The 24,637-nt window shown below is 64.2% G+C and carries 18 protein-coding genes; 7 read left to right on the top strand and 11 right to left on the bottom strand.

The annotated features are described in order from the left end of the window. Nucleotides 1-118: 118 nt before the first annotated feature. On the bottom strand, nt 119-2,017 hold the full coding sequence (locus EN857_RS34915) for a hypothetical protein (RefSeq protein ID WP_187331464.1): 1,899 nt from the start codon (nt 2,015-2,017) through the stop codon (nt 119-121). 600 nt (nt 2,018-2,617) lie between these two features. Between EN857_RS34915 and EN857_RS26035 the strand changes: the two genes are divergently transcribed. Together EN857_RS26035 and EN857_RS26030 are read left to right on the top strand one after the other, a co-directional pair. After that, the gene (locus tag EN857_RS26035; RefSeq protein ID WP_245478120.1) at nt 2,618-3,403 is read left to right on the top strand and encodes a response regulator transcription factor; all 786 of its coding nucleotides are present in this window, start codon (nt 2,618-2,620) and stop codon (nt 3,401-3,403) included. Between the two features lie 7 nt (nt 3,404-3,410). Continuing rightward, nucleotides 3,411-3,893: a hypothetical protein gene (locus tag EN857_RS26030; protein WP_135859326.1), complete on the top strand. Its 483-nt coding sequence runs from the start codon at nt 3,411-3,413 to the stop codon at nt 3,891-3,893. A 6-nt stretch (nt 3,894-3,899) separates the two neighbouring features. Here the strand turns inward: EN857_RS26030 and EN857_RS26025 are convergent, their stop codons facing one another. Further along, nucleotides 3,900-5,522 (bottom strand): GNAT family N-acetyltransferase, encoded by a 1,623-nt coding sequence (locus tag EN857_RS26025; protein ID WP_128346855.1) that lies wholly within the window; start codon nt 5,520-5,522, stop codon nt 3,900-3,902. Between the two features lie 212 nt (nt 5,523-5,734). Beyond that, complete coding sequence (locus EN857_RS26020) at nt 5,735-6,238, bottom strand: transglutaminase-like cysteine peptidase (RefSeq protein ID WP_245493496.1); 504 nt, start codon at nt 6,236-6,238, stop codon at nt 5,735-5,737. Between the two features lie 514 nt (nt 6,239-6,752). Here EN857_RS26020 and EN857_RS36355 point away from each other — a divergent pair. Then, nucleotides 6,753-7,088 (top strand): hypothetical protein, encoded by a 336-nt coding sequence (locus EN857_RS36355; protein WP_189521666.1) that lies wholly within the window; start codon nt 6,753-6,755, stop codon nt 7,086-7,088. 394 nt (nt 7,089-7,482) lie between these two features. Then, a complete protein-coding gene (locus EN857_RS26010; RefSeq protein ID WP_127393838.1) occupies nt 7,483-7,746 on the top strand; it encodes a hypothetical protein in 264 nt (87 codons plus the stop codon). 106 nt (nt 7,747-7,852) lie between these two features. On the opposite strand, the gene EN857_RS36210 is transcribed toward EN857_RS26010, so the two are convergent. Next, nucleotides 7,853-7,981: a hypothetical protein gene (locus tag EN857_RS36210; protein WP_281015745.1), complete on the bottom strand. Its 129-nt coding sequence runs from the start codon at nt 7,979-7,981 to the stop codon at nt 7,853-7,855. A 702-nt stretch (nt 7,982-8,683) separates the two neighbouring features. On the opposite strand from EN857_RS36210, the gene EN857_RS26005 reads away from it, so the two are divergent. Next, nucleotides 8,684-11,233 carry a caspase family protein gene (locus EN857_RS26005; protein ID WP_127393837.1) on the top strand — a complete coding sequence of 850 codons (2,550 nt, stop codon included), beginning with the start codon at nt 8,684-8,686 and terminating at the stop codon, nt 11,231-11,233. A gap of 29 nt (nt 11,234-11,262) precedes the next feature. Further along, the gene (locus EN857_RS34910; protein ID WP_187331462.1) at nt 11,263-11,541 is read left to right on the top strand and encodes a hypothetical protein; all 279 of its coding nucleotides are present in this window, start codon (nt 11,263-11,265) and stop codon (nt 11,539-11,541) included. A gap of 58 nt (nt 11,542-11,599) precedes the next feature. Here EN857_RS34910 and EN857_RS25995 read toward each other — a convergent pair whose 3' ends face one another. Then, nucleotides 11,600-12,133, bottom strand: coding sequence for a hypothetical protein (locus tag EN857_RS25995; protein ID WP_245511346.1), 534 nt, complete (start codon nt 12,131-12,133; stop codon nt 11,600-11,602). Nucleotides 12,134-12,365: 232 nt separating this feature from the next. Between EN857_RS25995 and EN857_RS25990 the strand changes: the two genes are divergently transcribed. Continuing rightward, a complete protein-coding gene (locus EN857_RS25990; RefSeq protein WP_128346759.1) occupies nt 12,366-12,902 on the top strand; it encodes an OmpA family protein in 537 nt (178 codons plus the stop codon). Between the two features lie 51 nt (nt 12,903-12,953). Here the strand turns inward: EN857_RS25990 and EN857_RS25985 are convergent, their stop codons facing one another. The 6 genes from EN857_RS25985 to tssM all read right to left on the bottom strand — a co-directional run bounded on the left by EN857_RS25985 (nt 12,954) and on the right by tssM (nt 24,623). After that, a complete protein-coding gene (locus EN857_RS25985) occupies nt 12,954-14,594 on the bottom strand; it encodes a caspase family protein (protein WP_128346758.1) in 1,641 nt (546 codons plus the stop codon). Nucleotides 14,595-14,783: 189 nt separating this feature from the next. After that, nucleotides 14,784-17,177, bottom strand: coding sequence for a M23 family metallopeptidase (locus EN857_RS25980; protein ID WP_127393161.1), 2,394 nt, complete (start codon nt 17,175-17,177; stop codon nt 14,784-14,786). Further along, entirely contained in the window at nt 17,174-17,680 is a 507-nt protein-coding gene (locus EN857_RS25975) for a DUF1036 domain-containing protein (RefSeq protein ID WP_348630794.1), read from the bottom strand. The genes EN857_RS25980 and EN857_RS25975 overlap by 4 nt, the downstream gene beginning before the upstream one ends. Before the next feature lie 11 nt (nt 17,681-17,691). Next, nucleotides 17,692-20,148, bottom strand: a complete 2,457-nt coding sequence (locus tag EN857_RS25970; RefSeq protein WP_135859323.1) for a serine/threonine-protein kinase — start codon at nt 20,146-20,148, stop codon at nt 17,692-17,694. Further along, a complete protein-coding gene (locus EN857_RS25965; protein WP_135859322.1) occupies nt 20,145-20,927 on the bottom strand; it encodes a protein phosphatase 2C domain-containing protein in 783 nt (260 codons plus the stop codon). Before EN857_RS25965 ends, EN857_RS25970 begins: the two co-directional genes overlap by 4 nt. Nucleotides 20,928-21,086: 159 nt before the next feature. Then, on the bottom strand, nt 21,087-24,623 hold the full coding sequence (tssM, locus tag EN857_RS25960; protein WP_128346675.1) for a type VI secretion system membrane subunit TssM: 3,537 nt from the start codon (nt 24,621-24,623) through the stop codon (nt 21,087-21,089). Between the last annotated feature and the right edge of the window lie 14 nt (nt 24,624-24,637).

Here is a 24,637-nt window from a genome sequence, read left to right as displayed (position 1 = left end):
TTGAGATCATTCGCGCTCGGTCGGGGCGGCATGTCTCCCGGATTGGAAGGACCGCGCGGAAAACTCCGCGCAGTCCCAAGCTGTCTGATTTCCTAAGAAATCAGTCGTGTAGGATCGATCACGTACCGGTGTGGTCGCCGGCGTCCTCGCCAGTCAGCGTGTTGTGGTAGTCGCCGCCAACCACGGTCTGGTCGACCAGGTTTTCCTGCAGGTTGGCGCCCATCACGATCTGCTGGTTGAAAGCGCTGACGTCGATCAGGCCGTCGGCCGAAGCATGGCTGGTGCCGGTCACGAAGCCGTCATCGCCATTGTTCGAGCCCCAGGTCCCACCGTCGCCGCCGGCACCACCGTCGCCGGTGTAGGCCGTGCCGCCAGCACCGCCGAGACCGCCGTCGCCGGCGTGGGTGAACCCACCCTTGGCGTCGCCGCCATAGCCATCGGCCCAGGCGCCGCTCAGCGCATGACCGCCGTCACCGCCAAAGGCCGCCGCGAAGCCGCCGAGGCTGTCGCCGCCGGTCGCCGCGCCGCTGGTGGCTTCACCGCCGGTTCCACTTCCGCCAGCTCCGGCACCGCCCGTGCCAGAACCGCCTGTACCGCCAGCACCACCGGTGCCCGTGCCTGAGCCTGCGCCGTAGCCTGCGCCAAAGCCTGCACCGAGGGCATCGCCGCCATAGGCCTCGGAGTCGCCGCCGTCGGAATGAGCGTTGCCGCCGTCCGAATTGGCATTGCCGCCGTCAGCATCGGCACCGCCGCCACCGCCGCCGCCACCGCCACCGCCGCCGCCACCGGTGGCGTCACCGGCCGTGCTCTTGGCGTCACCGCCTTCACCGTAGTTCAGCAGCGAGAGCTTGCCATCGACATCGAGGCCGTCGCCGCCGTCCGACTTGGCGTCGCCGCCGGTCACGTCGCCGCCATTGCCGCCATCGCCGCCATCGCCGCCATCGGCCTTGGCATCGCCGCCATCAGACTTGGCGTCGCCGGCATCCGCCTTGGCATCGCCGCCGTCTTCCGACTGGGCATCGCCGGCTTCTGCTGCGCCGATACCCAGGCCCAGGCCGAGCCCGAGACCGAGGCCGAGGCCATCGCCGCCGTTGGCGTTGCCGCCATCGCCGTAGCCGCCCTTGGCGTCGCCGCCATCGCCGTAGCCGCCCTTGGCGTCGCCGCTGTCGCCGTCGCCTGCCTTGGCGTCGCCGGCGTCGGCCTTGTTGTCGCTCTTGGAGTCGCCGCCGATGGCCGCGCTGAGCGCCAGGCCGCCCTTGCCGTCGCCGGCTTCGACGTCGCCGGACTTGGCGTCGCCGCCATTGCCGCCTTCGCCGCCATTGGCCTTGGCGTCATCGCCGCCGCTGCCGCCGCCGCCGCCGGCCGAGATGCCGTCGCCGGCTTCGGAATTGCCGCCCTTGGCGTTCAGATCAAGCTTGAAATCGGCGTCGTTCTTGACGGTCGCGTTGTCGAGCTTGTCGTTGTCATACATGTTCAGGGTCTGGTTGATGATCGACGCGGTGTTGGTTCCGGCGCCGGTCATCGAATTGTTCAGGATGTCCTTGAAGGTGACGTCGTCGCCAGGATCATAAGTGACGTTGCCGTCCTTGTTGTTGATCATGGTGTCGATTTTCATGTCGCCGTTGGCATAGATGTCGGCGAAGTCGTCATCCGAGTTCCCGAGCTCGCCCTCGAGCTTGACGCCAACGTCGACGTCGACGTCGACCTTGGTCTCGTTGACGTTCTTGTTCTCGTTCGAGTTCTCGTTCTTGGACTCGTTCGAGTTCTTGTTCTCATTCTCGTTCGAGGCCTTGTTCTCGTTCTCGTTCGAGGACTTGCTCTCGTTCTGGTTCTCGTTTTCGCTCTTGTTTTCGTTCTCGTTCGAGGCCTTGTTTTCGTTCTCGTTTTCGTTCTTGGCGTCGTTCGTGTTGTGGTTCGTGTTTTCGTTCTCGCCACCGCCGTCACCGATATCGAATTCGCTGTCGACGATCTGCAAGCCGAATGCATTGATATTATTCTTGTCGAGGTCGAGAGACATGATCGTGTCCTCTGTTGAGGCCGCGACCGCCGAACCGCATTCTTCTCTTACGCGGTTATTGGCCGTACGCGGACGTTGCGTCTAATGCGGTGAACGGATTCTCGGACCGAGGGGACTGAGGTCCGAAACCCGGCATTCGTCATTTGTTTGCTTGAATACCTCCCTTTGACTCCGGGAGAGGCGGCCCAGCCAAGGCAACACCCATCGAGCGCCGGATCAGCACTGATCCGGTCGTTCAAACAGGGGAGACCTGGATGTTCCCCAATCCCGCATGGAACCCGGGAAGTTTGTGGCCACGGGGATGTGATTGTAAGCTGACAGTTCGGCCTAGCCCGTCCGGCCGGGCTGTGGCGGAGGTGGCCAACAGGGGCAAAATGGCCGGATTTCGCCGCGAATCGAGGTCAAAACGGCCCTGTCGGGGCCAGCTGATCGGCGGCGAGATCGGTAAAATCAGCTATAGCTCGTCCGAACTATATCAGCGGCGCCTAATTTGGTGTATAAGTCATTAAGGCTAGCTGTTCGTGGGGTGGAGGCCCCCAACATCGCAGAAGGGAAAAGAACGAAAAATCGACAGTCTTGGTCTAGGGTGGGGTGGCAACCATGTCCAGAGTCAATTTGCGCAGCACCGTGGGTAGCGGTGCGGGAGACAGTTGGGCGCGCAGAATTCTTCTAACTGTTTCGTCTGAAGACAGCTTTCCGGAATGTCTCGTCTACGCAATCGAGAGGGAGTTTCCCTCCATCGTCGTGGAACAGGCTACAAGCCTGGACGCGGCCTGCGACACATTCGAGCATCCTGTTTGCCTGATCCTTATCGACACTGAATTCCTGCAGGATATCGATACGCATGCGGCTGCTTTCATGCGGTGCCATCCATCGGCGCCGATCGTGCTGGTGCAGCACGACAGCCGCGTTCCTGTTTCCATCCAGGACGTTCTCGATTTGAAGATCGTGCGCAGCGTCCTGCCCATGGATCTGAAGCTGGACGTCTGGCTTTCGGTCATCAGGCTCATGCTTCGCGGCGGCGAATACTTCCCGCTGGCGATGTTCCAGTCCTTCGCCAAGGGCCTTTCGGACCGGGCTCCGGATCATTCGCTGCAGATCGAGCAATCGGCGACGGACCGCGCGGGTTTCGACGAGATGGGTGAATTGACCGAGCGCGAGTTTCAGATTCTCGAAATGGTAGCGCGCGGTTTGCAGAACAAGATCATCGCGGCGACCCTCCGGCTGTCCGAGCATACGGTCAAGATCCATCTGCACAACATCATCACCAAGCTCGGAGCTCACAACAGGACCGAAGCGGCCGCCGTCTTTCATGCGCGCAAGGATACCTTTTACGGCGGCATGGAACGGTCGAGACAGCCGGGCATCAGCCAGTCCTCGGCATGAGGCGGCGATGCCCCGCTTTCAGGAGATACTGCTCCTCGTTGGCCAGTTGAACTATACGTGGACCAACACCGAAAGCCTGCTGATCTATCTGATTGCCGGCCTGGCGAAGGTGGACAAGGAAACGGCAATCATCATCTTTCTGACGCTGAACACGACGCGTGCCCGTATCGAGCTGGTCGAACGGCTTGCCAAGATGCCGAAGACGGCGGCGGATTGCCGCCAGGCGGTGCTGACCGTCACCGGCAAGCTCACGCGCCAGGCAAAGCTGCGCAACAAATACAGCCATTGCATCTATTCATTCGACGAGAGCGGATCGCACGGAAGCACGCAACTGATGCGCATCGTCGACGGCAAGGACGACGTCAAATACGGGAAGATTGAAGCGCTCGATGACAAGGAGATGGGCAGGATCCACGATTCCATCGAGGACATCAGGGCCATAAACAAGGACATATGGTCCATCGTCGCGGACAATTCGTTCCCCAGATGAGGGCTGCTATCGGGTGAGGCTCGCGGCGGGCTGAGGGCTTCTCACCAAAGCGGCGCGAAGGGCCAGCGCCTGGCTGTGGCTCGGCTCCAGTTCAATGCAATTGTCCAAGCTTGCGAGCGCGTCCTCGATACGGTCGAGCTTTGCCAGCGCGAGGCCGCGATTGTAGTGCCCGCCAGGGACGTCGGGCCTGATCTCGATCGCCTGGTTGATCTGCTGTTCCGCCTCGCCGTATCTGCGCTGCTGAAGGAAGATCACACCGAGCAAATAGCGGACGTCGAAGTGCCTGGGCTCGACGTCCAGGATCTCGCGATAGATCTTTTCGGCCTCGGCCAGGCTTCCGGCCTGGTGCAAACGGGCGGCCACACTGAGCGTCTGCGGTAGCAGCGCTCGTCGCGCGGCATCCAGCTGCTCGAGCAGCTGACGTGCTCCGGAATGGGATCGGTCGGCGCTCAGGATCTGTCTGCAGGCGCGAACGGCCCCGTCGAGGTCGCCCGCCTGATGCAGTGCTTTTGCCCGCGCAAGCACGACGGGCAGGCTTCGCCTCTCCAGGCTGTCGCGCAGATTGCGGCGCGTGGCGGTGTTCACGAGCAGGCATTCGACCTTTCGCTCGAGGCCGCCGAAATCATACTTGTAGGCGAAGTCCCCGGTCTGCAGGTCATAGACGGCAAAGCCGTTCTCGATGGCCCAGCGTATGCTGTAGAGATGAAGCGCGAACCCGGGCGCCGGCTTCCTGATGCTGAGGTCGCGTCCGTTGAGCATGCCGATCAGGGACCGGTTCTTGCGATCGATCAGCGTGGCCTGGACGCCGATCGGGTTCTCGCCCTGCCAAAGCACGGGCAGGTAAAGGGCATCGTCCTCGAAGGCGCATCGCAGCATGTTGCGGAAATTGTTGATCATCGCCTTGGGCAGGCCAGGGTGATATCGCGCCGCCAGCTTGGCGCCCCACTGGTTTTCCCAGAACTGAAGCAGGATCCGCAGGTCGCGTTCCAATGTCGCGGCGGTAACGTCTGTCACACGGTACTCGGCCGCATCGTCGATCGCCCGCAGCGTGCGCCGCGCGGTCTTGCGTGTCGCCGCGCCGAGCCTGCCGTTGAGGAATTCTTCCCAGTCGCCGGGCAGGTTCACATAGACAAAGATGTCATGATCGACGCCATCTCCGTCGTCCGGTCGCCTGACCTTGCCGGTCAGGAATGCCGGGGCGGAAAACTCGCTCAGAAAGCCGTTCAGCCGCCGCGGCGACATAAAGATGTTCTCGAGATGCAGCTTGGCCCAGTTCTGCTGCTTCACCGTTTCGGCGAACGCGACGATGACGTCGTCCTGAACATCGGGATTGCAGAGGAAGCCGCTGTATCCGGCGAAATAGCCGCCCCCGGTCCTCAGTTCGTTGTGGAATGCGCCGTCCCTGGCCCTTTCGGTTCGAAGCTGAAGCGGAAAGAACCCGACATAGTCGGATGAATCATCTTCCCTTGCAGCCAGAACGAGCCATTGATAGCGAAGCCGCTTGAACCAGCCTGCTATCCACGGCCACGACATGAAGTACTGAGCTTCGGGATCCGCCGCGTAGACGGCATCCCAGTTGCTTCTCAGTTGGACGAGCGTGTCGAAGCCGTCGATAACATCCACGCGCATGGCGCCGACCTTTGCTCAGGAGCGTCGGTAAACGGGCAATGATCCTGGTATCAGCTGTTCCCCCAGTCCCTGGGCCTGGCCAGGGAGCGAGCTGTGATGATCCCATGGCGGGGACCAGCCTTGCAAGACAATCAAAGGATTGAGTGGGCGCGGGACGCGACCTGATTTGTCCCGCCAGGCAGATCGGCAGACCGCGCGGGGCGGGGATCTGGCTAGGATTCGATCCGCACCCACTTGCCGCTTTGCGACTGGGATTGGCGAGCGAAATAACGATAGGAGGTCTGCGACCAGTTCCTCACGGCTCCGCTGCGATTGTCGAGGATGAGGTCACCCTTGTCCGTGCGGACGGTGAGAACCGTATGGCCGGCGCCGCCGAGGGTCGCCACCGTCAGCAGCAAGGCCGAAGCCGGCCAGCCGCGTTTCATCAGTTCGCTTTTCTTGAGGATTGCAAAATCCTCGCAATCGCCTTCCCGGGTCGGGATACGCCAGTCGTCGGCACTGCCGGAAGCAGAGTCGTTGCGGGCCATGATCCTGGCATTGACGGAACTGTTCACCGCCTGCAGCTCGGCCAAGCGGCGATCGCTAAGCTTCACCTCTCTGACGTGTCCGGTCGGACTGCAGTATCTCGGCTGCCTTGCACAGAAGGTGCGCGCGGCCGGCGGGGCGAACGCATAGCCCGCCGTGGCCATCATGGCCGAACTGTCGGAAGTGCGCATGGTTTCGCTGCAGCCGGCCAAAGCCATGGCCGCGGCGACAAGCGCCACGAAACGTATCACGTTCATCCCCTCGAACTAGCTCGAATGATCAAGGCGATGATGATGTTCGCGGAACCAGGTAAATCAACCCTGCCGGATAGTGTTTGCACAGATTCTAAAACAATGTATGCTTAACAAATTGTTTCCGATGGTCGGAAACTTTGACATAGCGCCCAGTTTGGGGACGGGAGCGCCTTTTTTCCCTTCTTGGAGGAAGAAATGCACCTGTACCCAACCTGCGCGAGCAGGGCTCGCGCACTTTTGCTTGTGTCATCCGCTCTTGCAGCGGTGAATCTGACAATACCCGCATCGGCACAAAACAGCGTTCGGCCGCGTATGACGGCCGCACAATGCCAGCCGCTGACGGAATCCAACTACGCGCTCTGCTGCATTGCGAGCAATCGCGGAACCATCCTGACGCGAGCACAAATCGCAATGTGCCCGCCGATCACGACCGCCCTTATCGCAGCCACCGTTGCCAGTGACGGTGAAGGCGGCGGCTCTGGCGGCGGCGGTGGTGGCGGCTCGGGCGGCGGCGGCAATGGCGGCGGCGACGGCGGTGGCGATGGCGGCGGCGACGGCGGTGGCGATGGCGGCGGTGATGGCGGCGGCAACGGCGGCGGCGATGGCGGCGGCAACGGCGGCGGTGATGGCGGCGGCGATGGCGGCGGCAACGGGGGCGGTGACGGCGGCTCGGGCGGCTCCGGTGGCAGCGGCGGTTCGGGCGGCAGCGGCGGCAGTGGCGGTTCGGGCGGCGGCGGCAGCGGCGGCTCGGGTGGCTCCGGCGGCAGTGGCGGCTAAATCCGGATAGAGCAACTCGTCGTATCGAGTTGGCAGAAGCGGGTGGACGTCTGGGTCAGGCGCCCACCCGCTTGCCTGACTGCCGCCAAGAGATGTGCGAGACGATTTCTTGGGACCGGCCCCGCGTTTTCGACTGCCACCAGTCTACCACGCGTATCGCAAGCTGGCCCTACCGCCGACCCCGTCACACCGCGCGGCCGAGCGCTCCACGCGCCGGCATCTCGGCTGGCCGTCCTATTGCAGGAAAACCTGTCAATACAAGTATTCCCGGAAGGAGGGGTATGCTGTCACAAGACAGTGAAATGCGGGGAAGACGGGGATTCCCCGAATTGCGGCTTTCTATTTCCAATCAACCATGGTTGATTTCGTGCCGCTCGTGTTGCGCAGATCGCCGGAGGGGGTTTGTGCGCCTCATTTCGATGATGGTCGAACTTGGTGTGATTGTCGGTGGCCTCGGCTTCGAGACCGAGGCCAGGTGCCGCGACCTGGCTGCCTTGGCTACGACTTCGATTTCCGATCCTGCTGAAGCGCTGCGTCTTCAGGAGGAACTGACGGCGCAGTTTTCCCTGCTCTCTTATGGGACCGGCCTCGGGCTCGATATTTCACCCCAATGGGACGAGCTGCTCGACCTTGTCGAGTCCGTACGTTGCGCCTCGCTGCTGAATTGACCCCAATAGCCGTGGATCCCTCGTGGCCCGGCGTGAACGGGCGACCTGACAGGCAAGCTTGCAACCGCGGGGATCCGCGTTGCCGACGCCTGCTGGGCGGCGCCTGTCACCAGCGTTGCGGCCTTGCCATCGCCAGCCCCTTTTCCAGGGCCTCCTTGAGACTTGTGGTGTAGTGCGCGGTGTCCTCGAGGCCGCCGAAGAAGTTTATGCGATGGATCTCGCCCTTCTTGCTCATGACAATTCCGGCTGCCCGCAGGCTCTCTTGAACTGACTTGTATGTCATCTCCACGGTTCCCTCTGCCTACCCACAGCTTAAGGTCGCACCGTTATGTAACGAAGCCGTGTCGGTGACTGTGAAGGAGACAACATAAGCTGCTGCCGACTAACCAGATCGAGCTAAGGCCTATCGAGCTAATTGAGTTAAGCGCCAAACTCGCTCACTATCTGTCTTCCGAGCTTACCAAAAACTCCAACGCTCGCAGGAGTTGCCCTCGGATTGTTTGCCGAACCTCGTCTTCCCCCCGAAGCCCCGTCGGCAGGCAAGGCGGACCCGGTGTCCCCCAGGTCCGCCTTTTTCGGGGCCAGCCTCAGCCAAATCAGGAATTTGAACTCGCCGCCCGGGGCGGCAGTGCGGCGCGGCGCGGCAATGCGCTGGCGCTGTTCCCGCACCGCCGCGCCCCGTATCCGGAATGCGGCGTTTGAACTGGCTGAAGGCCGACCAAGGCGCTGGGCAGGCCGCAGCGGCAAGCCGGCTCAAATCATTGCGGAAGTTCCGCCGCTAGGGTAATTTAGAAACCGATTGGATGAGGAATACGCCCGCATTCGCCATGGCGCCTGCCTCAGCCCCTGTTTCGGCAGATTGTGAACTCTTTAACAGACCCCGGCACCGCAAGCTGCGTTCTTGTGGTCGACAGGTCATAGCAGTTAAGGATTTGCCATGCTGCGATGCTGCGCGTTCATTGCAGCCCTGATCCTCGTGGGCCTCGCGACGTTGGATGCCCGCGCCGATCGGAGGGTTGCCCTTGTGATCGGCAATTCCGAATATCGGGACATCCCGGCGCTCAAGAATCCCGACAAGGATGCCGAGGATGTGTCGAACACGTTTCGGCAGGCCGGCTTCGATGTGTTCGTCGCCAAGGACCTCACCAAACTCGAGTTCGAGAAGCAATTTCGCAACTATCTGGCCGCAGCCGACGGCGCCGAACTGGCGGTCGTCTACTATTCCGGGCACGGCTTCCAGATCGGCGGCGAGAATTTTCTGATCCCGGTCGATGCCTCGCTGAAGAAAGCGGCCGACATCGAGGTCCAGGCCATCAAGCTCAACGATGTGCTGGAGCAGATGCGTTCGAAATCGAAGATCCAGGTGATCATCCTCGATGCCTGCCGCAACAACCCGTTCCCGCGCAAGGATTACTGGCTGAGGGATCAGCTCATCACCGCCGGCAATGCAGGCCTCGCGCAGGTCAAGAGCTCGCTGAACACGCTGATTGCCTTCGCGACGGAACCCGGGGCGGTCGCCTATGACGGAACCGGCGACCTCAGTCCCTTCTCGTCGGCATTTTCGCGGCGCGCGCTGGCGCCGAACCAGGAGATACGCACCGTGATGGCGGCTGTGCGCCGCGATGTGGTCCAGGCGACCGAAGGCAAGCAGGTGCCCTGGGAAAATTCCTCGCTGATCGATGAGGTCGTGCTGATGCGCCGCGCCACCCGGCCTTCGCTGCCGCCGGTGCTGGAGAAGGTCGTGCCATCGGGGATCGGCCCGGTTGCCCTCGATTTGCCGGCGCCCGTCGACGTCGATGGTGGAACGGTCACGGTCAGCATCGAAAGACCGCCTGCGCTCGGACAACTGACACTGGACGGCAAGCCTGTCGAGGTGGGCCAGCCGATCCAGGGCAAGGACCTGCCGCGCCTGAAGATGGATGTACCCAAGGGAGCAGTTGCCCAGGAAGAAGTTGATATGCTGGCCTACGCCACCCACGACGACTGGGGCGGTGAAGCTCACGGCATCATGGTGTTCCGGGTCAAGAGCGGCGAGGGCGCCGAGGGCGAACAGGTTGTGGCCTCGCTCGAGGCCGAGCAGAAGCAGCAGACGCTGGAACGGGGCATCCACATCACCGGTGCGGCCGAGGCGATCGAGAATAGCGACGTTGCCGTTCCCGTCGGCGTCGGCCCGGTTGCGCTGAAGCTGGACCTGCCGACGAAGGACCCAGCGGTCAGCCTGAAAGTCGCGAGCTATCCGGCGACGGGAACGCTATCCCTGCCTGACCGAACACTGACGCCCGACTCAAGCCTGATGGTCGGCGAAGTCGAGCACCTGCGGTACGAACCCCAGATCGGCACCGTCAAACCGCTTGTGGTCGGCTTCGAAATCCGGGCGGACAACAATTCGCCCAAGCCCGCCACCATGAAACTCTCGCCCAGCGTCGACCCTTGCGATACGGCCGCCGGCGAGCCTCTCGACCTGCAGGGCGTGGTCCCCGGCCTGCTGCCGAACGAGATCGGCGCCAGTGCCGTGGACGTCTGCGAGGCCGCGGTGAAGGCTTACCCGGATGTGCCCCGCTTCCGCTATGAACTCGGGCGCGCGCTGCTTGCCGCCGGCAAGGTCGAGGAGGCGAGGACAGCCATCGAGGAGGCCGCGAAGAAGGGACATGTCCGCGCCGTGTTCGAGCTCGGCTACCTGCACGCGACCGGGACCGGGACGCCGCAAGACCGCACGCAGGCCAACTCCCTCTACAAGGCCGCGGCCGACAAGGGCGACCCCTACGGCATGACATCCTGGGGCCGCGCCCTGTTCAACGGCTACGGCGTCAAGGCCGATACCGCAAAGGGGCTGGACCTGCTGCTCAAGGCGGCGGCGATGGGACATACCTACGCCATGAACGATCTCGCCGCGATCTTCACCGAGGGCCGCAACGGCGTGACCGCCGACCCGGCCCGCGCCGTCGCCTTCCTTCAGGCCGGCGTGCAGCGGCAGGACATGTATTCGATGAACCTTCTCGGCCGGAACTATCTCAGCGGCCAGGGCATCGAGAAGGATCCAAAGATGGCGCTGACGCTGTTTCAGAAGGCCATCGATCTTGGCCAGCCCTATGCCCCGGCCAGCCTTGGACGCATGTACCGGGACGGTGTTGGCGTGGAGCAGGACCTCGCCGAAGCGCAAAGACTGTTCGAGCTGGCGACCATGCGCGGCGATCAGTCCGGCGCCTACGATCGCGCGGCTCTCGAAATGCAAAAGGGCGACAAGGCGGATCAGGCCGTTGCTGCGCGTTTCCTTGCCTTCGCGGCTGCGCTCGATCTTCGCAAGGAGCTTCCGGGGGCCAGAAAGACGCTGGCAAAATTCGGAGCCAAGCCGAAAACGGCCGCGTTGCAGCAGTTGCAGCAGGAGCTCAAGTCGAAGATCCCCGCGACCGGTTCGCTGGACGCCCAGCTGATCAACGCGGCCAGAGGGGTGTGGGAAGAAGCCAATCCGCGCAGGGACCTTTTCTGATCAACCGGGAGGCAATGGTGGGCAGGACATTGAAGGAAGCAATCACCGCAACAACGCTATCCGGCGTCGTGGTGGCGCTCATGGGCTGCACGTCCATGATGCCCAAGGCAGAGCCGACGCCGGTGGCGGCGAAGCCGCAGCAAAAGGTCGTGCAGACGACCCCTCAGACGACGGTCGTCAAACAGAAAAAGGTGACTGCCAAGAAAGTGGTAAAGCCGGTTGAGGAAACCACGCCTGTGGTCGTTCCGCCCTTGGGCGGTGGTGGTGGTGGTGGCGGTAACGGCGGGGGTGGGGGTGGTTGGGGATAAGCGTGGCCAAATAGGCCAGCAAAGGCGCTGCCGAGCACTTTTTCCGGAATTTCACTAACTAGGCGTTCGTCGATTGACGCATCGCATCGATCTCCGCCGTCTGGATGCCCAGTTCGACGAAGGCTGAAAGCACGGAAAAGCGATCGGCGAGCGCGACACGCGCCAGTCCCGACAGAATCCCGGCATTCACCGCATGGGCGGCGGGGAACAGCCGCGCGACAGGCCGCGCCGTGGTTTCCGCGGCCGAACCGTCGCCGCGCCATGCCGCCGCCAGGGCGATCCAGGCGGCGGGGGTTGTCGGCGGCATCGCCGCGGCCCTGCTCAGCCCGGCATGATGCCGGGGATTGTCCGGTTCGCTGACCCAGTCGCCGACAAGCATGAGCAGTTCCTGATCCTGCCCGTCGAGCAGGTCGGTCAGGTGGCTCAGACACTCATGCGCCCACCAGACGGCAGCCCGTTCGGCAAGCAGATAGGCGCAGAACGTGATCGCCTCCTCGGGCACCGGCCCGGCGAGCAGGGCGCGGCAGAACTCGATCGAGGCTTGCTCGGTTGGAGGGGCGCTCATGTCCTCGGCAACAGCGGGACAAGCCATGAAAAGATCCCGTGCCGTTTTGAATCGGAGCTCATTGGCCATGGCTGCCACGCCTTCCCTGAGGGACAACAACCACTCAAGCCTCCGGCGAGGCAACGGTCAAGCCTTGCTCGGCCGCGGAGCGGCCACTGTCGGCAATGCCGTATATTTTCGATGTCGCCGACAGACAATTGCTCCGGAATTTGATATGATCCGGCCGGCGAAATCGGATGCTCAGACGGGAGTAACGGTTATGCAATTGGGCAATGCAGCCTTAGTGTTGGCGATCGCGCTTGTGTCGGGCCAGGCTTTTGCCGATCCGCTTCAGAAATCGGAAGATATCGTGAAGTTCTTTGCCGGTGAGGGCAAACTCGGCGCTTCGCGTGGAATTTGCGTCGGCAGCGAAGACGAGTGCAAGAGCAAAAGCGAGACGAAGGAAGCCCCGGCCAAACAGGCAGGCCTCGACATGCTGGTCAATTTCGGACTGGATTCGGCCGAGCTCGACGCGACGGCGCGCGCGGAACTCGACGAGTTCGCCAAGGCGCTGAAGGACAGCCGGCTGAGCTCCCTCAGCTTCGTCGTCGAAGGCTATACCGACGCGTCCGGCACGGTCCACTACAATGAGGGACTGTCGCAGCGAAGGGCACGCTCGGTGACCGCCTTCCTGACGTCCAGCGGCGTCGACGCTGCCCGCATCAAGGCCATCGGGATGGGCGAGAAGAACCCGCGCAGCCCCGATCCCTATGATCCGGTCAACCGCCGGGTGGAGATGCGGATCAGCACTCAGTAGCTTGGGCCGACATAGCCTGCCCTCGCGCCATCCGGGGATGCCGCGGGCGCGTCAGTTCTTGAGCGCGCCGCCCACGGCCACACCGGTGCCGAATATCAGCGCCTTGGTCAGGAAGTCGTTGTTGTTGTCCTGGGGCGGCGGGGGTTCCTCGCGGCCGACCAGCGTGTCGCGGTTGCGCCTCGTCTGAACGACCTGCTGTTGCTTCTTGCGGGGTTTCTGCGCCACCGCCTTCGGCGTGCGGGCCTTCTGCACGACCTGCTTTTTCGGCGCCGCCGCACGGGCCTGGTCGGCTGCGTGCTTGGCACGCACGGCCTCCATCATCGGATCGGTCTGGACCACCAGGAAGGCCAGTTGCTCGCGTGTCAGGAAGGTGGTCGGCGGCAGGCCGTTCCTCTCTTGCCAGTCGCCGATGGCCTGGCGGGTCTTGGGCCCGATATTGCCGTCGACGCGGCCAAGTTCGTTGCCAAGCGCCTCGATGCGCAACTGCAGGTCGATGCGGCCCTCGCGATCGAGGCCGATGGCGTTTTCCGTCTGCTCGCTGCCCAGCGCCTGTTTCATCTCGTCCGAAATGCCAACCGAGGTGCGCACCGTGGAGCCGGAATTGGCATCCGCCTCATCCGTATCGAGGGCCGCGACCTTTCGGTCTTCGGCTTTCGGGTCCTGCAACTCATCGATGTTCAACCGCGCCACCGTCGCGAAACGGCCATTCGGGAACTGGTCGAGATAGGCCTCGTAGAACGGAATGGAATTCTTCTTCGAGGCTTCGTCCCACAGCCGCTGCTCGACTTCCCAGGACGGAGCTTCGCCAACCACCAGGCCGGGGGCCGATGTCGCCGCGGCGTTGGGCGCGTCGGCGGCGGGTTTTGCCGCAGGCGGCGCCACCACGGGTTTTCCCATGAAGACCTCACGCCCCAGCGACGCGTTGTGCCATGGCCGCTGCCGGCCTTGCGTGGTCTCGGTCACTTCGCCGCGCACGCGCGTCAGCGCGCTCTGGATCTCGACGCCCGGCTCGGTCAGATGCCTGGCGAGCGCGGTCGAGTAGGGACTGTTGACGCCGTTGCCGTCGAAGGCGATGGCGCCGGGGTCGGTCGCATAGGCGATCAGGATGCCGCCGGTGCCGACGCCTTCCGATTTGGCTTCGACGGGCGCCAGGCCGGCGCCCAGCGAGCGCGACTTCGGAAGCGATGCAGCAAGCGTCCTGGCCAGCGGATTGTCGCGGCAGGCGTCGAGGATGATGACGCCGACCGCCGGATCGGACGGAAGCGCCGCCATGAACTCGTCGATCTGGACGGTGCGGGTCTTGAGATAGGCCGGCGAGGTCAACTCGGCATCGACCGGAATGAGGAAGTTCTTGCCGTCCACCTGCATGCCGTGGCCGGCATAGTAGATGACGGCGAGGTCGGCATCGTAGGATTGCTCGGTGAACCGGCTGATGAGGCTGTGCATGCCCGCATTGTCCTGGTCCACCCCTTCGATGACCTCGAAGCCGGCGTTGCGCAGCGTCGATGCAATGAGGTGCGCGTCGTTGGCGGGATTGGGCAGGGCGACGGCATGGACGTATTTGCTGTTGCCGATCACCAGCGCGACGCGTTTGGCGTCGGGCGCACCACTATCGGAGGCCGCAGCCTGGGCGCTAAGCGAGGCCAGGACGAACAGTATGAATCCGCTCAGAAAGACGGCGAACGCTTTCATGGATCAGCCCTCCGCCCCAGAGGGGCGCGCTAGTGATGTCTGCGCATGCTAGTTTCGTCGGCGACACAGTCGCTTCTGCCAAAAATGGCTCTTGGGCGTCTGTGATCTCAACCACAGTCATGGTTCACGACAGGCCCGAAAAAAGTTCGCCGATAATATCACCGGGCGGCAGGAACACCAACGGCGGGCTTAAAGGGTGTTCTGAAGCGAGCCTATAAGGGCGGTGACGGCCTGCTTGTACTTCTCGAATTCCGGCGACGTCTGCCGGATCTCGGTCGTGGTCGTCGTCTGCTGCGCCGCGTCGGTGGCGATGCGAGGGGCCTTCTGCCCCATTTTCCGCTCCGCCCAGTCCACTACGTAACTGGCCGTCTTGCCGGTGAGGAAAGGGTTGGCCTGGATGACGGCCGAGCCGAGCACGGCGCTCAGTTGCGACGCGCCCGGCGCCGCCAGCACCTGATGCGCGCCTTCCATGCCAAGGAAATGGCAGAGATAGAGACGGCCGGCGGTGATCTGATGGCCGCGGGCGCGAAGATAGGCCTCGCCTTCGCGCGCCAGGTTGCGCACCATCTCGCGCGACAGCGTCGCATCATAGCGAAGCGCGAGCAGGTCGGCGGTCGACAGCGAGCGGGCGAGATCGGGGCGGTAGGTGTTCATCATCCGGATCCAGGTCTTGGAGATGAACTGGCCGGCGCCCGTCGCCGAGGAAAGCGGGTTCTTGGCCCGCGCGCTGCCGCCGCTTTCGACATGGACGATGCGGTCGGTCAGCGTCTCGACGGCAGCATCGCCGGTGCCGCCAGAACCGCCGGAAGCGTAGGCGGCAACCGTGGTGACCGTTCCCAGCGGATCGATAGCCGCGCCGGCCTGGTAGAGCTCGAAATGGAGATGCGGGCCGGTCGAAAGCCCCGTGGTGCCGATATAGCCGATGACGTCGCCGGCCTTCACCTTGGTGCCGACGCCGCTGGCGATGGCGAATTTCTGCATATGCGCATAGCGCGTTTCGCGCCCGTTGGGATGCGAGATCTTCACCAGATTGCCATAGCTGCCGCCATCGCCCTGAAACGTGATCTCGCCATCGAAGGCGGCCATGATCGGTGTGCCGACCGGAGCGGCCCAGTCGACGCCCTTATGGATTCGCACCGTTCCGAGGATCGGGTGCTTGCGCGGGCCGAAGGTCGAGGTCATGACCCCGCTGACCGGGGTGACCATGCCGTTTGTCACCGCCAGCGAACGAACCTCGTCATTGCCGGTGACGCACGCGAACTGGCCGTCGCTCTGCTGGAAAACGAAACAGTCGAGGCTCTTTTCCGTGCCCTGGACGCCGACATAGAGGACCCGTCCGGAGATCTCGCTTTGGCCGCGCGGCGTCTGCGAGTAGATCAGCACCAGGCGCTGGTCCTCGCTGGCGAAGGCGTCGAGATCCTGCCCCCGCGACAGATACATGATCGCTTCGCCGATCACGCCGGTCGGAACCTTGTTGCGCGCGGCCGTCGAGTAGATCGCGTCGAGCAGGCGATACTGCCGCTTGTGCGTTCCTTCCTCCGGCGCGCCCGAATAGTTGAACAGGTCCTCGCGGACCCAGGGATCGACCCCCGATACGAAGGCGCCGGCGGCGTTGCGCGTCAGCGTGCCGACAAACACGTTCTTGGCGTAGATCGAGACCTGCATGAGCGACATCGTCGTCGCCTCGCGCGTCGGCCTGAAGCCGCGCATCGCCACGACATAGCCCGGTTCCAGGCTTTCCCGGTTGAACAGCGCCTTCAGCGCTTCCCCGGCCAGCTTGGCGTCCTCGGCCGAGAAATGCGCATCGAGCGCCACGCTGTCCAGGCTGCGGTCGTTGAGGATCTTCACGAAGCTGTCTTCGGTCGCCTCGAAGCGCTGGTATTCCTTGGTGACGGTCGCGACGCTGGTGTTGTTTTCGATCTGGGTCTTCTGGAATGCGGGCAGGGCAGCCTCGCCCGCATCGATCGTTTCGCCCCAGCCGGCCTCCGGATCGTCGGCGTCCGCTGGCTGTCCCGCAGCGGCCGGCGCCTCGTCAGGGACAGGCGTCGGTTGCAGGTCGTTCTGCAGGTCGCCGGCCGGCGGCTGAAGATCGTCCTGCAGGTCGTCGGACGGCGGCGACGCGGTCTGCCGCTGCGCCTGGAAGAAGGCGAAATCCTCCTGCGTCGACGGGATCGTCGTCATGAATTTCTCGCTGGCGCTGAGCATCACGTCCGACAGCACCTCGATCTGCGGCGAGATCCCGGCCTGATCGAGTTCGGCCGGCCGCGCCATCGCATGGGCTTTCGTCGAAGTGTCGGCATCGGGGGCGAGCGTGATCCACATCGGGTCCCCGGCAAGGTCGATGATGGCGGGCACATAGACCGAGGCGTCGGCCGGGACGTCCTCTGTGCCGTCGACGGCCTGCAATTCCTCATCCTCATCGCCGAATGACCAGTAGTCGGCGGTGAGGTAGAAACCGGTGCCGATCGAAACCAGGACCATCGCCGCAAGACCGATAAGGACCCGGCGCCAGAGCTTGCGCCTGCGCGAAGCTAGGCGCGCCTGCCTTTTCAGCTTGAAGCTCGTGTCGATACTGTGCGTCACGGGCTGTTCCCGGTCAGGAAGAATGTCCACCGCACCTGTTCGAGCGTGTCGACCTCGACAAACCGCGCCGCGATATGGCCGCGCTGCCAGCATTCGTCGATGCCGCGTATCGAGAAGCGGCGCCGGTCGATGCACATTTCGGTCGAGCCGTTGAGGATCGCGTGGCCGAAGACGTCCGTCGCGTAGATGTAGATGTAGCGGTTGGTCAGCTCCTCGCGAATGACGTTGACGCATTGGTTCGCGCCGATGGTCCACCAGCCGTCCGTTTGGTCGGCATTGTCGACCTTCTGGCCGACCGCGAGATTGACGACATCCAGCGTCTGATTGCAGACCGTGAACTCGGCGCGCGCCTGGCCGATCGACAGGACCGCCAGCAGTGCCGCGACCGGGATCGCGGCAGGCCTGGCGCGGCCGATCAGGCCAAGCACGGTTCGGGCCCGTTCACGCAGCTTGCGTGGCGGGAGGACGGGTGGGAAGGAAGAACGCGAGCGGCGGATTTCCATCGGCGTCCATGCTATCCGCCGAGCCGGAAATATTTGGCGGTGGCGGAGAAATCAGATCCGCGGGCCTCGATCTCGGCAAGGATCCTGGGCAGCAGCTCGGATGCCGGAGTAGGCCTTGTGAACACGGCGGCCGGGATGTCGCGAGGTCCCGTGATCACCAGTATGACCTGCGGCACGACCTTGCCGGCCGTCTTGTCGGCGGCGCCGAGCTCGATCGGGATGCTGAAGCTCGCCTTGCCCGCCTGCACGACCATGCGGTCGTCGAGGTTGAACGCCATGCCTTTGTGGTCGATCAGGAGCACGTTGGAGATGAGGCCGCCACGCGTCACCAGCGTGCCGCCGATCGGCGCGCCGTTCGGCACCAATGTCCGATCGAGGACGAGCTGCGGCTTGTCGCCATCGGAGCGGCCGAGAGAACGCAGGAAATTGGTGACCTCGCATTGGGCGGGTTCAATGAGGCGCACGCTGATATCCGGCTCGACACCAAAGCGCGACTGGAAGTCGGACATCAGGCGCTCGAACGGCTGGACCGCAGTGCCGAAGCCCTCGATCGCCGCGGCGTTGGCGGTTGCCGATGTCATGGTCGCGTAGAAACAGTCGCCGCCGCTGAAATCGCGCACCCAGGAAGCGCGTAGCGCGGTCTGGTCGAGGGGAGCGGCCGGCGGAACCTGCGGTTTGGGCACATTCAAGACGACGGTCTCACCCGGCTGCTTGGCGGCGGGCGGTTCAGGCTGCGGGCTTGTCGTGTTCGCCGCTTCCGGTGCAGTCGCCGCACCTTCGGGAACCTTGTCAGCCACCTTCGGCTCAGCCGGCTGGCTGGCCGGCAGCTTCGGCTTCGGAGCTTCCGCGATATCCGGCTGGACGGGCGCCGGGGCCTTTTCGACCGGTGGCGAGGCCGGGGCAATCTCTTCCGTTGGCGGAGCAGGCGCGATCCTGGTGGGCGGCGCAGTCGCCTTCCGGCCATCGCTGGCCTGCTGCTGATTTGCCGATGGAGCTTGTTCGGTGGGCGCTTGCGCCTGGGCAGTCGGCGGCTTTGGTTCCTCCTCCATTGACGGCAGGGGCTCGGCAGGCTGCGTTGGCGCCGGCTTCTGGTCGGACGCCACATCCGCCGGTTTTTCGACCGGCGCCGGGGTCGGCGCTGCCGGCTTCTCAGCCGGCGGCTGGCCTGCCTCTGTCTGTGGCTTTCGGGACGAGCCCGCTGCCGGCTCCTCGGGAGGCGTCGTGGCGGCGCTGTCGGCCGGCGCCGGCTTCGGCGTTTTCGAAGGGGAAAGCGTCGTCTTGCCGGCCGGCGGCGCGGCGGGCGTCAGGAGACCGTTGAGATAGACGCCTGCTCCCGACACCAGAGCCAGCGCGGCCACGGCGGCGATGGCGATGTTTCGGGTCCTTGCGGGTTTCCTGGAACCGTCGGGCGCGACCGCGCGGGGAGGGGGTGCCGCCGCCCGCGGGCGCGGTTCGGAAAGATGCGCGGGCCGCTGATGCGGGACAAAACGCTGGTCGCCGGGGGGCACCCAGGCCTGGCCTTGCGACTTTTCCGGCGCGGCAGGGGTCGAGGTGCGATGCAGGTCCGGCCGCTCGCGCGGCATGGCGGATACCGGCGGCCTGGTCTCCTCGTCGGGGTCGCGGGTCATCCTGGCGATTTCGGCCATGCTGATCGGCCGGTGCTTCGGGTCCGGCTGCAGCATCGCCTCGATGATCTCGCGGAAATCGGCATCGATGTCGGAAAGATCCGGAACCGTTCGGCGCTTTTCCACGATTTCGAGCTGGGAGCCGCTCATGTCGAGCGGGTTGCCACGCAAGGCGGCCGCCAGCACCAGCCCCATGCTGTAGATGTCGGACTGCTCGCTGACCTCGCCTCCGTAAAGCCCCAGCTGCTCGGGAGAAACGTAGTTGTATTTTCCGGCGAACCTGCCGCCGATCAGCGTCTCCCCGCCGACGGCCGCCGAGCGCGCAATGCCGAAATCGATGATCTTGGCGCGGTCGACCCGGCCACCCGGCAGGATGATGTTGTCCGGCGAGAGATCGCGATGGATCGCTCCCGCCTGGTGCACGGCGCTCAGGGCGGAGGCGAGCCGATGGCAGAGCTTGCGCACGTCCTCCACAGGCATGGCGCCACGCCTGATGACATCGAACAGCGACTGGCCGTCGACGAATTCCATCGCCAGGTAGGGTCGCCCGATACCGGGATCGATGGTGAAGACGTGGTAGCGCACGACGGCGTCATGCGACAGGTGGTTGAGGATCGAGGCTTCCTTACGAAACAGGGACAGGATCGTCTGATCGCGGGCGAACTCCGGCAGCACGATCTTGATCGCGACGCGATCGCCGGTCTGGATGTTGTGGCCGCGATAGACCTCGCCCATTCCGCCGGACGCGATCCGCTCGTCGAGCTCGTATATGCCGCTAAGCTGCGTGCCGACGCCTGTGCTGGCAAAGCTCGGCGAGACGCGCGTCTTGTCGTCGGCGCTCATCGGTCCCCACTTCCGGCTGTGGCGGGATGCGGACCGGCCGCCTGGCCGTTGCGACGATCGCCGATCTTCACGAGTATTATGGTCACATTGTCGGTTCCGCCGCGCGCCAGCACCGTTTCCAGCAGGTTCTCGCACGCCGCCTGAGGCGCGGCCGACAACACCGCCGCCTCGATCTCCGCATCGCTGACATGCGCCGTCAACCCGTCGGTGTTCAGCACGAAGATGTCGCCTGGCATGGTCTCGCCCTGCTGGTAGTCGATCACGACGTCGTCGCTGACGCCCACCGCATGGGTGATGACGTTGCGGCGCGGCCAGGTGAGCGCTTCGGCGGCGCTGATCATGCCTCTGTCGAGGAGTTCCTGGACTTCAGTGTGATCTTTCGAGATTTGCGAGATCGAGGCATTGCGGACAAGATACACGCGGCTGTCGCCGGCCCAAAGGCAGGCAAACCGCCCGTCCATCACCAAGAGGGCGGCGAAGGTCGAGCCGATGGTTATGCCGCGGGCTTCGGATATGCCGCGGATTTCGGCATTGGCCCGGCTCAGCCTGTCCTCGAAGCGTGCGCGAAGATCCGGCGCGGAACTGGCGATGCCGATCGTCGCCAGATGATCGACGACGCTTGCCGAAGCCACCTCTCCGGCATCATGTCCGCCCATGCCGTCGGCCACAACCCAGAGGCCTGTTCGCGGCTCGACCAGATAGCTGTCTTCATTGAGGTCGCGCACGCAGCCTTTGTGGCTGACGCCGAAGCTTTCAAAGGGAAGGGCGACATTGTTCAATTTGCCACCAAGCGCTTCTCAAGCGTCCTTCGCGCCGCACCCTCGGGCCGCCGCTCGCGCCACTCTGCCACAGGCGCGAGCATTAGAGTACCGAAATCAAGGCCGGTACGCCGGCCGGCCGGCTTTGTCATCGATGGGGCGGGGAGCGGAAAAAACATCTCAGAATCCCTTCGGGCAACTGAACGCGCCAAGCGCCGGAAGGAACAGCGGGTTGGGATCGGAATTGCTCTGGATCGTATAAGCCGCGTCGCGTCCGCCGATCACGAAGCGCGCTTCCAGACTGCCTGCGCTGCCGCTGACGGATGCCTTATCCATGAGCCGTTTCAGCGCCCACGGGCCGTCGAACTTGATGGCGGATTCCCGGCCCGGCATTTCCGGCGCAAGGCTCAGGCTGGCGGACCCGGAGGCAGCGCCGCTCGGCCAGCTCAGCGTGCTCGGCGCGTTGCCCGTCTGGCTGCTTTGAACGGTCTGGCCATCGACATCGAGCACCGCGCTGTCGGCATCTCCATGCAGCGAAAAGGGCGTGAACGTGATGTTGACCAAAGGCACCGAACCACCGGACGGAAAGAAGGCGGCGCGGATTTCCGCCGCCGACTGGAAGGTCTTCAACGTCGCTTTCGAGAGATCGCGCCCGAAACGCTGGTCCTGCTTCCAGCTCCAGTCCTGGCCGGTCATGTCGATCATGGATGCGAGATTTCGCGCGAAGAAGCGGTCCATCAATCCGCCGGGGGAGAACAGCTTGGCGAAGTCCGCCATCGCAATCTCCTGCGTGCTGCCGGCGGCGAAAGGATAACGGCCGTTGACCATCTCCTCGCAGGGGCGCGTCACCGTCTGGTCGAGCAACTGGTTCAGATTCGCCACCGAGGTTTCGGCGACGTTGCCCTCGAACTCGTCGGCCGCCGCGTTGACCATGCGGGCAAGCTGCTTGGGCAGGCGCGAGACGTTGGCGCGCAGCGTCGAGACCTGCAATTGCAGGTTCGTGCTGACGCGCTCGGTCTCGGAGGGAACGTCCGCCGCCAGCTTCAGGCTCTGATAGATGTCGCGAAAGTTCTGGGTCAACGCGTCGATCGGGCGGCGTCCAGCGGGACCGCCCACCAGGGCCTGGAACGACCTGAACTGCGCCTCGACATTGGCGCCGGGGCCCTGCGCGCTCGCCGTGCCGGCGCCGGCACGGCTTTGCGACTTGCCGATCGCCATCTGGATGCCGATGCGGGCAAGGCCCCTGGCGATGGCCGCGGCGTCTGGCTGCCCGGCCGTGGCTGCGTCGGTGTTTGCGACCTGGCTTTGCCGGGTCAGGGCGGTTTCATCGGCAATCGCGCTGAACAGCTGATCGATCGGCGAGTTCTGCGAAGCCGCGGCGGAAAGCGCGATATATTGCGGCTTGTCCTTCAGCATCGCCTTGAAGCGCAGCTGGTCGAGAACGCCGTTCCAGGCTGCGGCGAATTCCTTGGCATAGCGATCGAGAAGCTCGGGGCCGAGCTTGAGCAATTCCTGATCGATGCCGCCCTGCTCGCCGCCTCCGCCCAGGACCCATCGGTCGTCGACAAGCATTTGCGCGATGCGCGAAAGTTGCAGCAGATAGAAATCGTTGAAGCCGGCATGGGTATAGAGGCCGGGAATGCGAAGTCCAGAGAGATCGCTGCCGTCGGCGCGCTCGAACAGCAGCGGCGCTTCCGGCCCTGCCTTGGCCGAGACGGAAAAATCGGTCAGGGCCGCGGCGTAGACCGCCGACTTGATCAGGGCCGTGGCGCGATCGGCGAGGCTCATGCGTCCGAGCGAGCGCTGGGCGGCTTCGACAAGCGGCTGGTTGAGCTCGAAGACCGGATCATAGGCATCGTCCAGCGCAAGCATGGCGCGCAGGTGCTTTTCGAGCTGGGCCCGTCCTTCGCGGTTGTTTTCGCCGGGATAGCGGTTCTGCTCCCAGTCCTGCCTCATCCAGGAAACGACCAGCTCGTCGTCGACCTTCGGCGCCTTGCCGCCGAGCATCAGATAGATCTTCAGCGGCTCATAGAGTGCCGCCGGATCGGCCATCCTGGCCTGGATCGTGCGCTCCGCCTGCAGCAGCAGGCGCGAGCGGAAGCTTCGTTCCAGTGCTTGCCGGTAGGCCGTTTTGGACGCTGAAAGAAGCCGCTCCCGCTGGCCGAGGCCGAACGTCTCCTCGATAGCCGTCGGCGTGTCGCCGGTCTCGAATCCGGCTGGCAGGTTGCGTAGCTGGTCGAGCGGGCCAATCACGTTCTCGAGGTCGACGTCGGCGACCTCGGTGCTGTTGAGCAGCGGTTCCGCCGCCTGGCGGTATTGGCTCATCGCCTGCGTCGTTGCGGCGAGCAGCGATCTGTTGGCGGTAAAGCTGAGCGCAAACGCGCCGAGGGCGACGGCGGCGGCCAAAGCAATTGCGCCGATGCCGCCATATCTGGCGATCGCCGCGCGTCTTTCGGCCGACCTGTCATACGAAACCCAGCCGGCTTCGGCGAAAATGACGCTGGCCAGAAGATCGTGGAGGAAAAAGCTCTTGCCGGTCCCGGAAAGATGGGCCTGGGCGCTGCTGCCGAAACTGCGCCCGATGGCGCCGAGCACCTGGTCGATCGGCGTTCCTTCCTGCGTGCCCGAGGAAAAATAGAGGCCGCGCAGGCTGACATTGACCTCGCTGCGGGAGGGGTCGAACAGGCTGCCGATGAAGCCGGCAACCCGGTTGCGCAAGGCGCCGAACTGCGCCGGAAAGCCGAAGATCGATATGCGCGCGACCGGATCCGCCTCTTCCTGCAGCCGGTCGGCCACCTCGTCCGCCAGGCGCGCCGGCAGCGCATCGAATTCGGCCGGCGCCTCGCCGGTCATGTTCTTGTTGCGGTCGGTGGTCTGGAAGGTAGCGCCCCACACTTGGCGCCTGCGCGCCTCGTCGAAGCCGCCGAAGTAATCCATGAAACCGGCGACGAGGTCGGCCTTGGTGAAAAGCAGGTAGACCGGAAACTGGATCCTGAGCGTTTCATGGGTTTCGCGCAGGCGGCTGCGTATCTCGGTGACATGGGCATCAAGCTGCCGGTCGTCGAGGCTCATGAGATCGGCTAGGCTGACAGCCAGGATGACGCCGTTGATCGGCTGCCTGGCGCGATATTTCTTGAGCAGCGACAGGAAGGCGAGCCAGCTCTTGTTGTCGCGCGCCTTGTCGGAATCCTGCGTCGTGTAGCGTCCGGCGGTGTCGATCAGCACGGCCTCGTCGGTGAACCACCAGTCGCAGGACCGGGTGCCGCCAATGCCGGCCACCGGCTGCGCCGTGCCGGAACCGGCAAGCGGAAATTTCAGGCCCGAATTGACCAGCGCCGTGGTCTTGCCGGCGCCAGGTGGACCGATGACGATGTACCATGGGATGTCGTAGAGGAAATTGTGCTTGCCGCTCGAGCGTTTGAGCGTCGCGATGGCCTCGCTCATGCGGGCCTCGAGCACCTGCGAATCGTCATTGCCGGCGTCGTTGCGCACGATTGCGGCTTCAAGCGCCTTTTGCGCCTTTCGCCTTTGCCAGAACCGGATCGTGTAGAAGAGTACGGCCGCGGCCACAGCCAGGCCGATGATCGCGGCGCGTAGCCACACCGGGCCCAGCGGACGGCTATCGGCATAGCGGATCAACGGCCCGGCAAACCAGACGGCCGCCGCGAAACCGGCCAAGGCGAGGGCGTTGAGTATGCGCAGCAGCCATTGCGTCATGGGCGCTTCCGGCG

The organism is Mesorhizobium sp. M4B.F.Ca.ET.214.01.1.1 (assembly GCF_004791545.1).
GTDB classification, from domain to species: domain Bacteria; phylum Pseudomonadota; class Alphaproteobacteria; order Rhizobiales; family Rhizobiaceae; genus Mesorhizobium; species Mesorhizobium abyssinicae.
The sequence above is the reverse complement of the archived record's forward strand: the minus strand, read 5'-3'. Positions and strand labels throughout refer to the sequence as shown.

What these genes read in the sequence shown, in the direction of transcription:
- EN857_RS34915 (WP_187331464.1), bottom strand. Translation starts at nt 2,017, where the DNA reads ATGTCTCTCGACCTCGACAAGAATAATATCAATGCATTCGGCTTGCAG.
- EN857_RS26035 (WP_245478120.1), top strand. Translation starts at nt 2,618, where the DNA reads ATGTCCAGAGTCAATTTGCGCAGCACCGTGGGTAGCGGTGCGGGAGAC.
- EN857_RS26030 (WP_135859326.1), top strand. Translation starts at nt 3,411, where the DNA reads ATGCCCCGCTTTCAGGAGATACTGCTCCTCGTTGGCCAGTTGAACTAT.
- EN857_RS26025 (WP_128346855.1), bottom strand. Translation starts at nt 5,522, where the DNA reads ATGCGCGTGGATGTTATCGACGGCTTCGACACGCTCGTCCAACTGAGA.
- EN857_RS26020 (WP_245493496.1), bottom strand. Translation starts at nt 6,238, where the DNA reads ATGCGCACTTCCGACAGTTCGGCCATGATGGCCACGGCGGGCTATGCG.
- EN857_RS36210 (WP_281015745.1), bottom strand. Translation starts at nt 7,981, where the DNA reads ATGAGCAAGAAGGGCGAGATCCATCGCATAAACTTCTTCGGCGGCCTC.
- EN857_RS26005 (WP_127393837.1), top strand. Translation starts at nt 8,684, where the DNA reads ATGCTGCGATGCTGCGCGTTCATTGCAGCCCTGATCCTCGTGGGCCTC.
- EN857_RS25995 (WP_245511346.1), bottom strand. Translation starts at nt 12,133, where the DNA reads ATGGCTTGTCCCGCTGTTGCCGAGGACATGAGCGCCCCTCCAACCGAG.
- EN857_RS25990 (WP_128346759.1), top strand. Translation starts at nt 12,366, where the DNA reads ATGCAATTGGGCAATGCAGCCTTAGTGTTGGCGATCGCGCTTGTGTCG.
- EN857_RS25985 (WP_128346758.1), bottom strand. Translation starts at nt 14,594, where the DNA reads ATGAAAGCGTTCGCCGTCTTTCTGAGCGGATTCATACTGTTCGTCCTG.
- EN857_RS25975 (WP_348630794.1), bottom strand. Translation starts at nt 17,680, where the DNA reads ATGGAAATCCGCCGCTCGCGTTCTTCCTTCCCACCCGTCCTCCCGCCA.
- EN857_RS25970 (WP_135859323.1), bottom strand. Translation starts at nt 20,148, where the DNA reads ATGAGCGCCGACGACAAGACGCGCGTCTCGCCGAGCTTTGCCAGCACA.
- tssM (WP_128346675.1), bottom strand. Translation starts at nt 24,623, where the DNA reads ATGACGCAATGGCTGCTGCGCATACTCAACGCCCTCGCCTTGGCCGGT.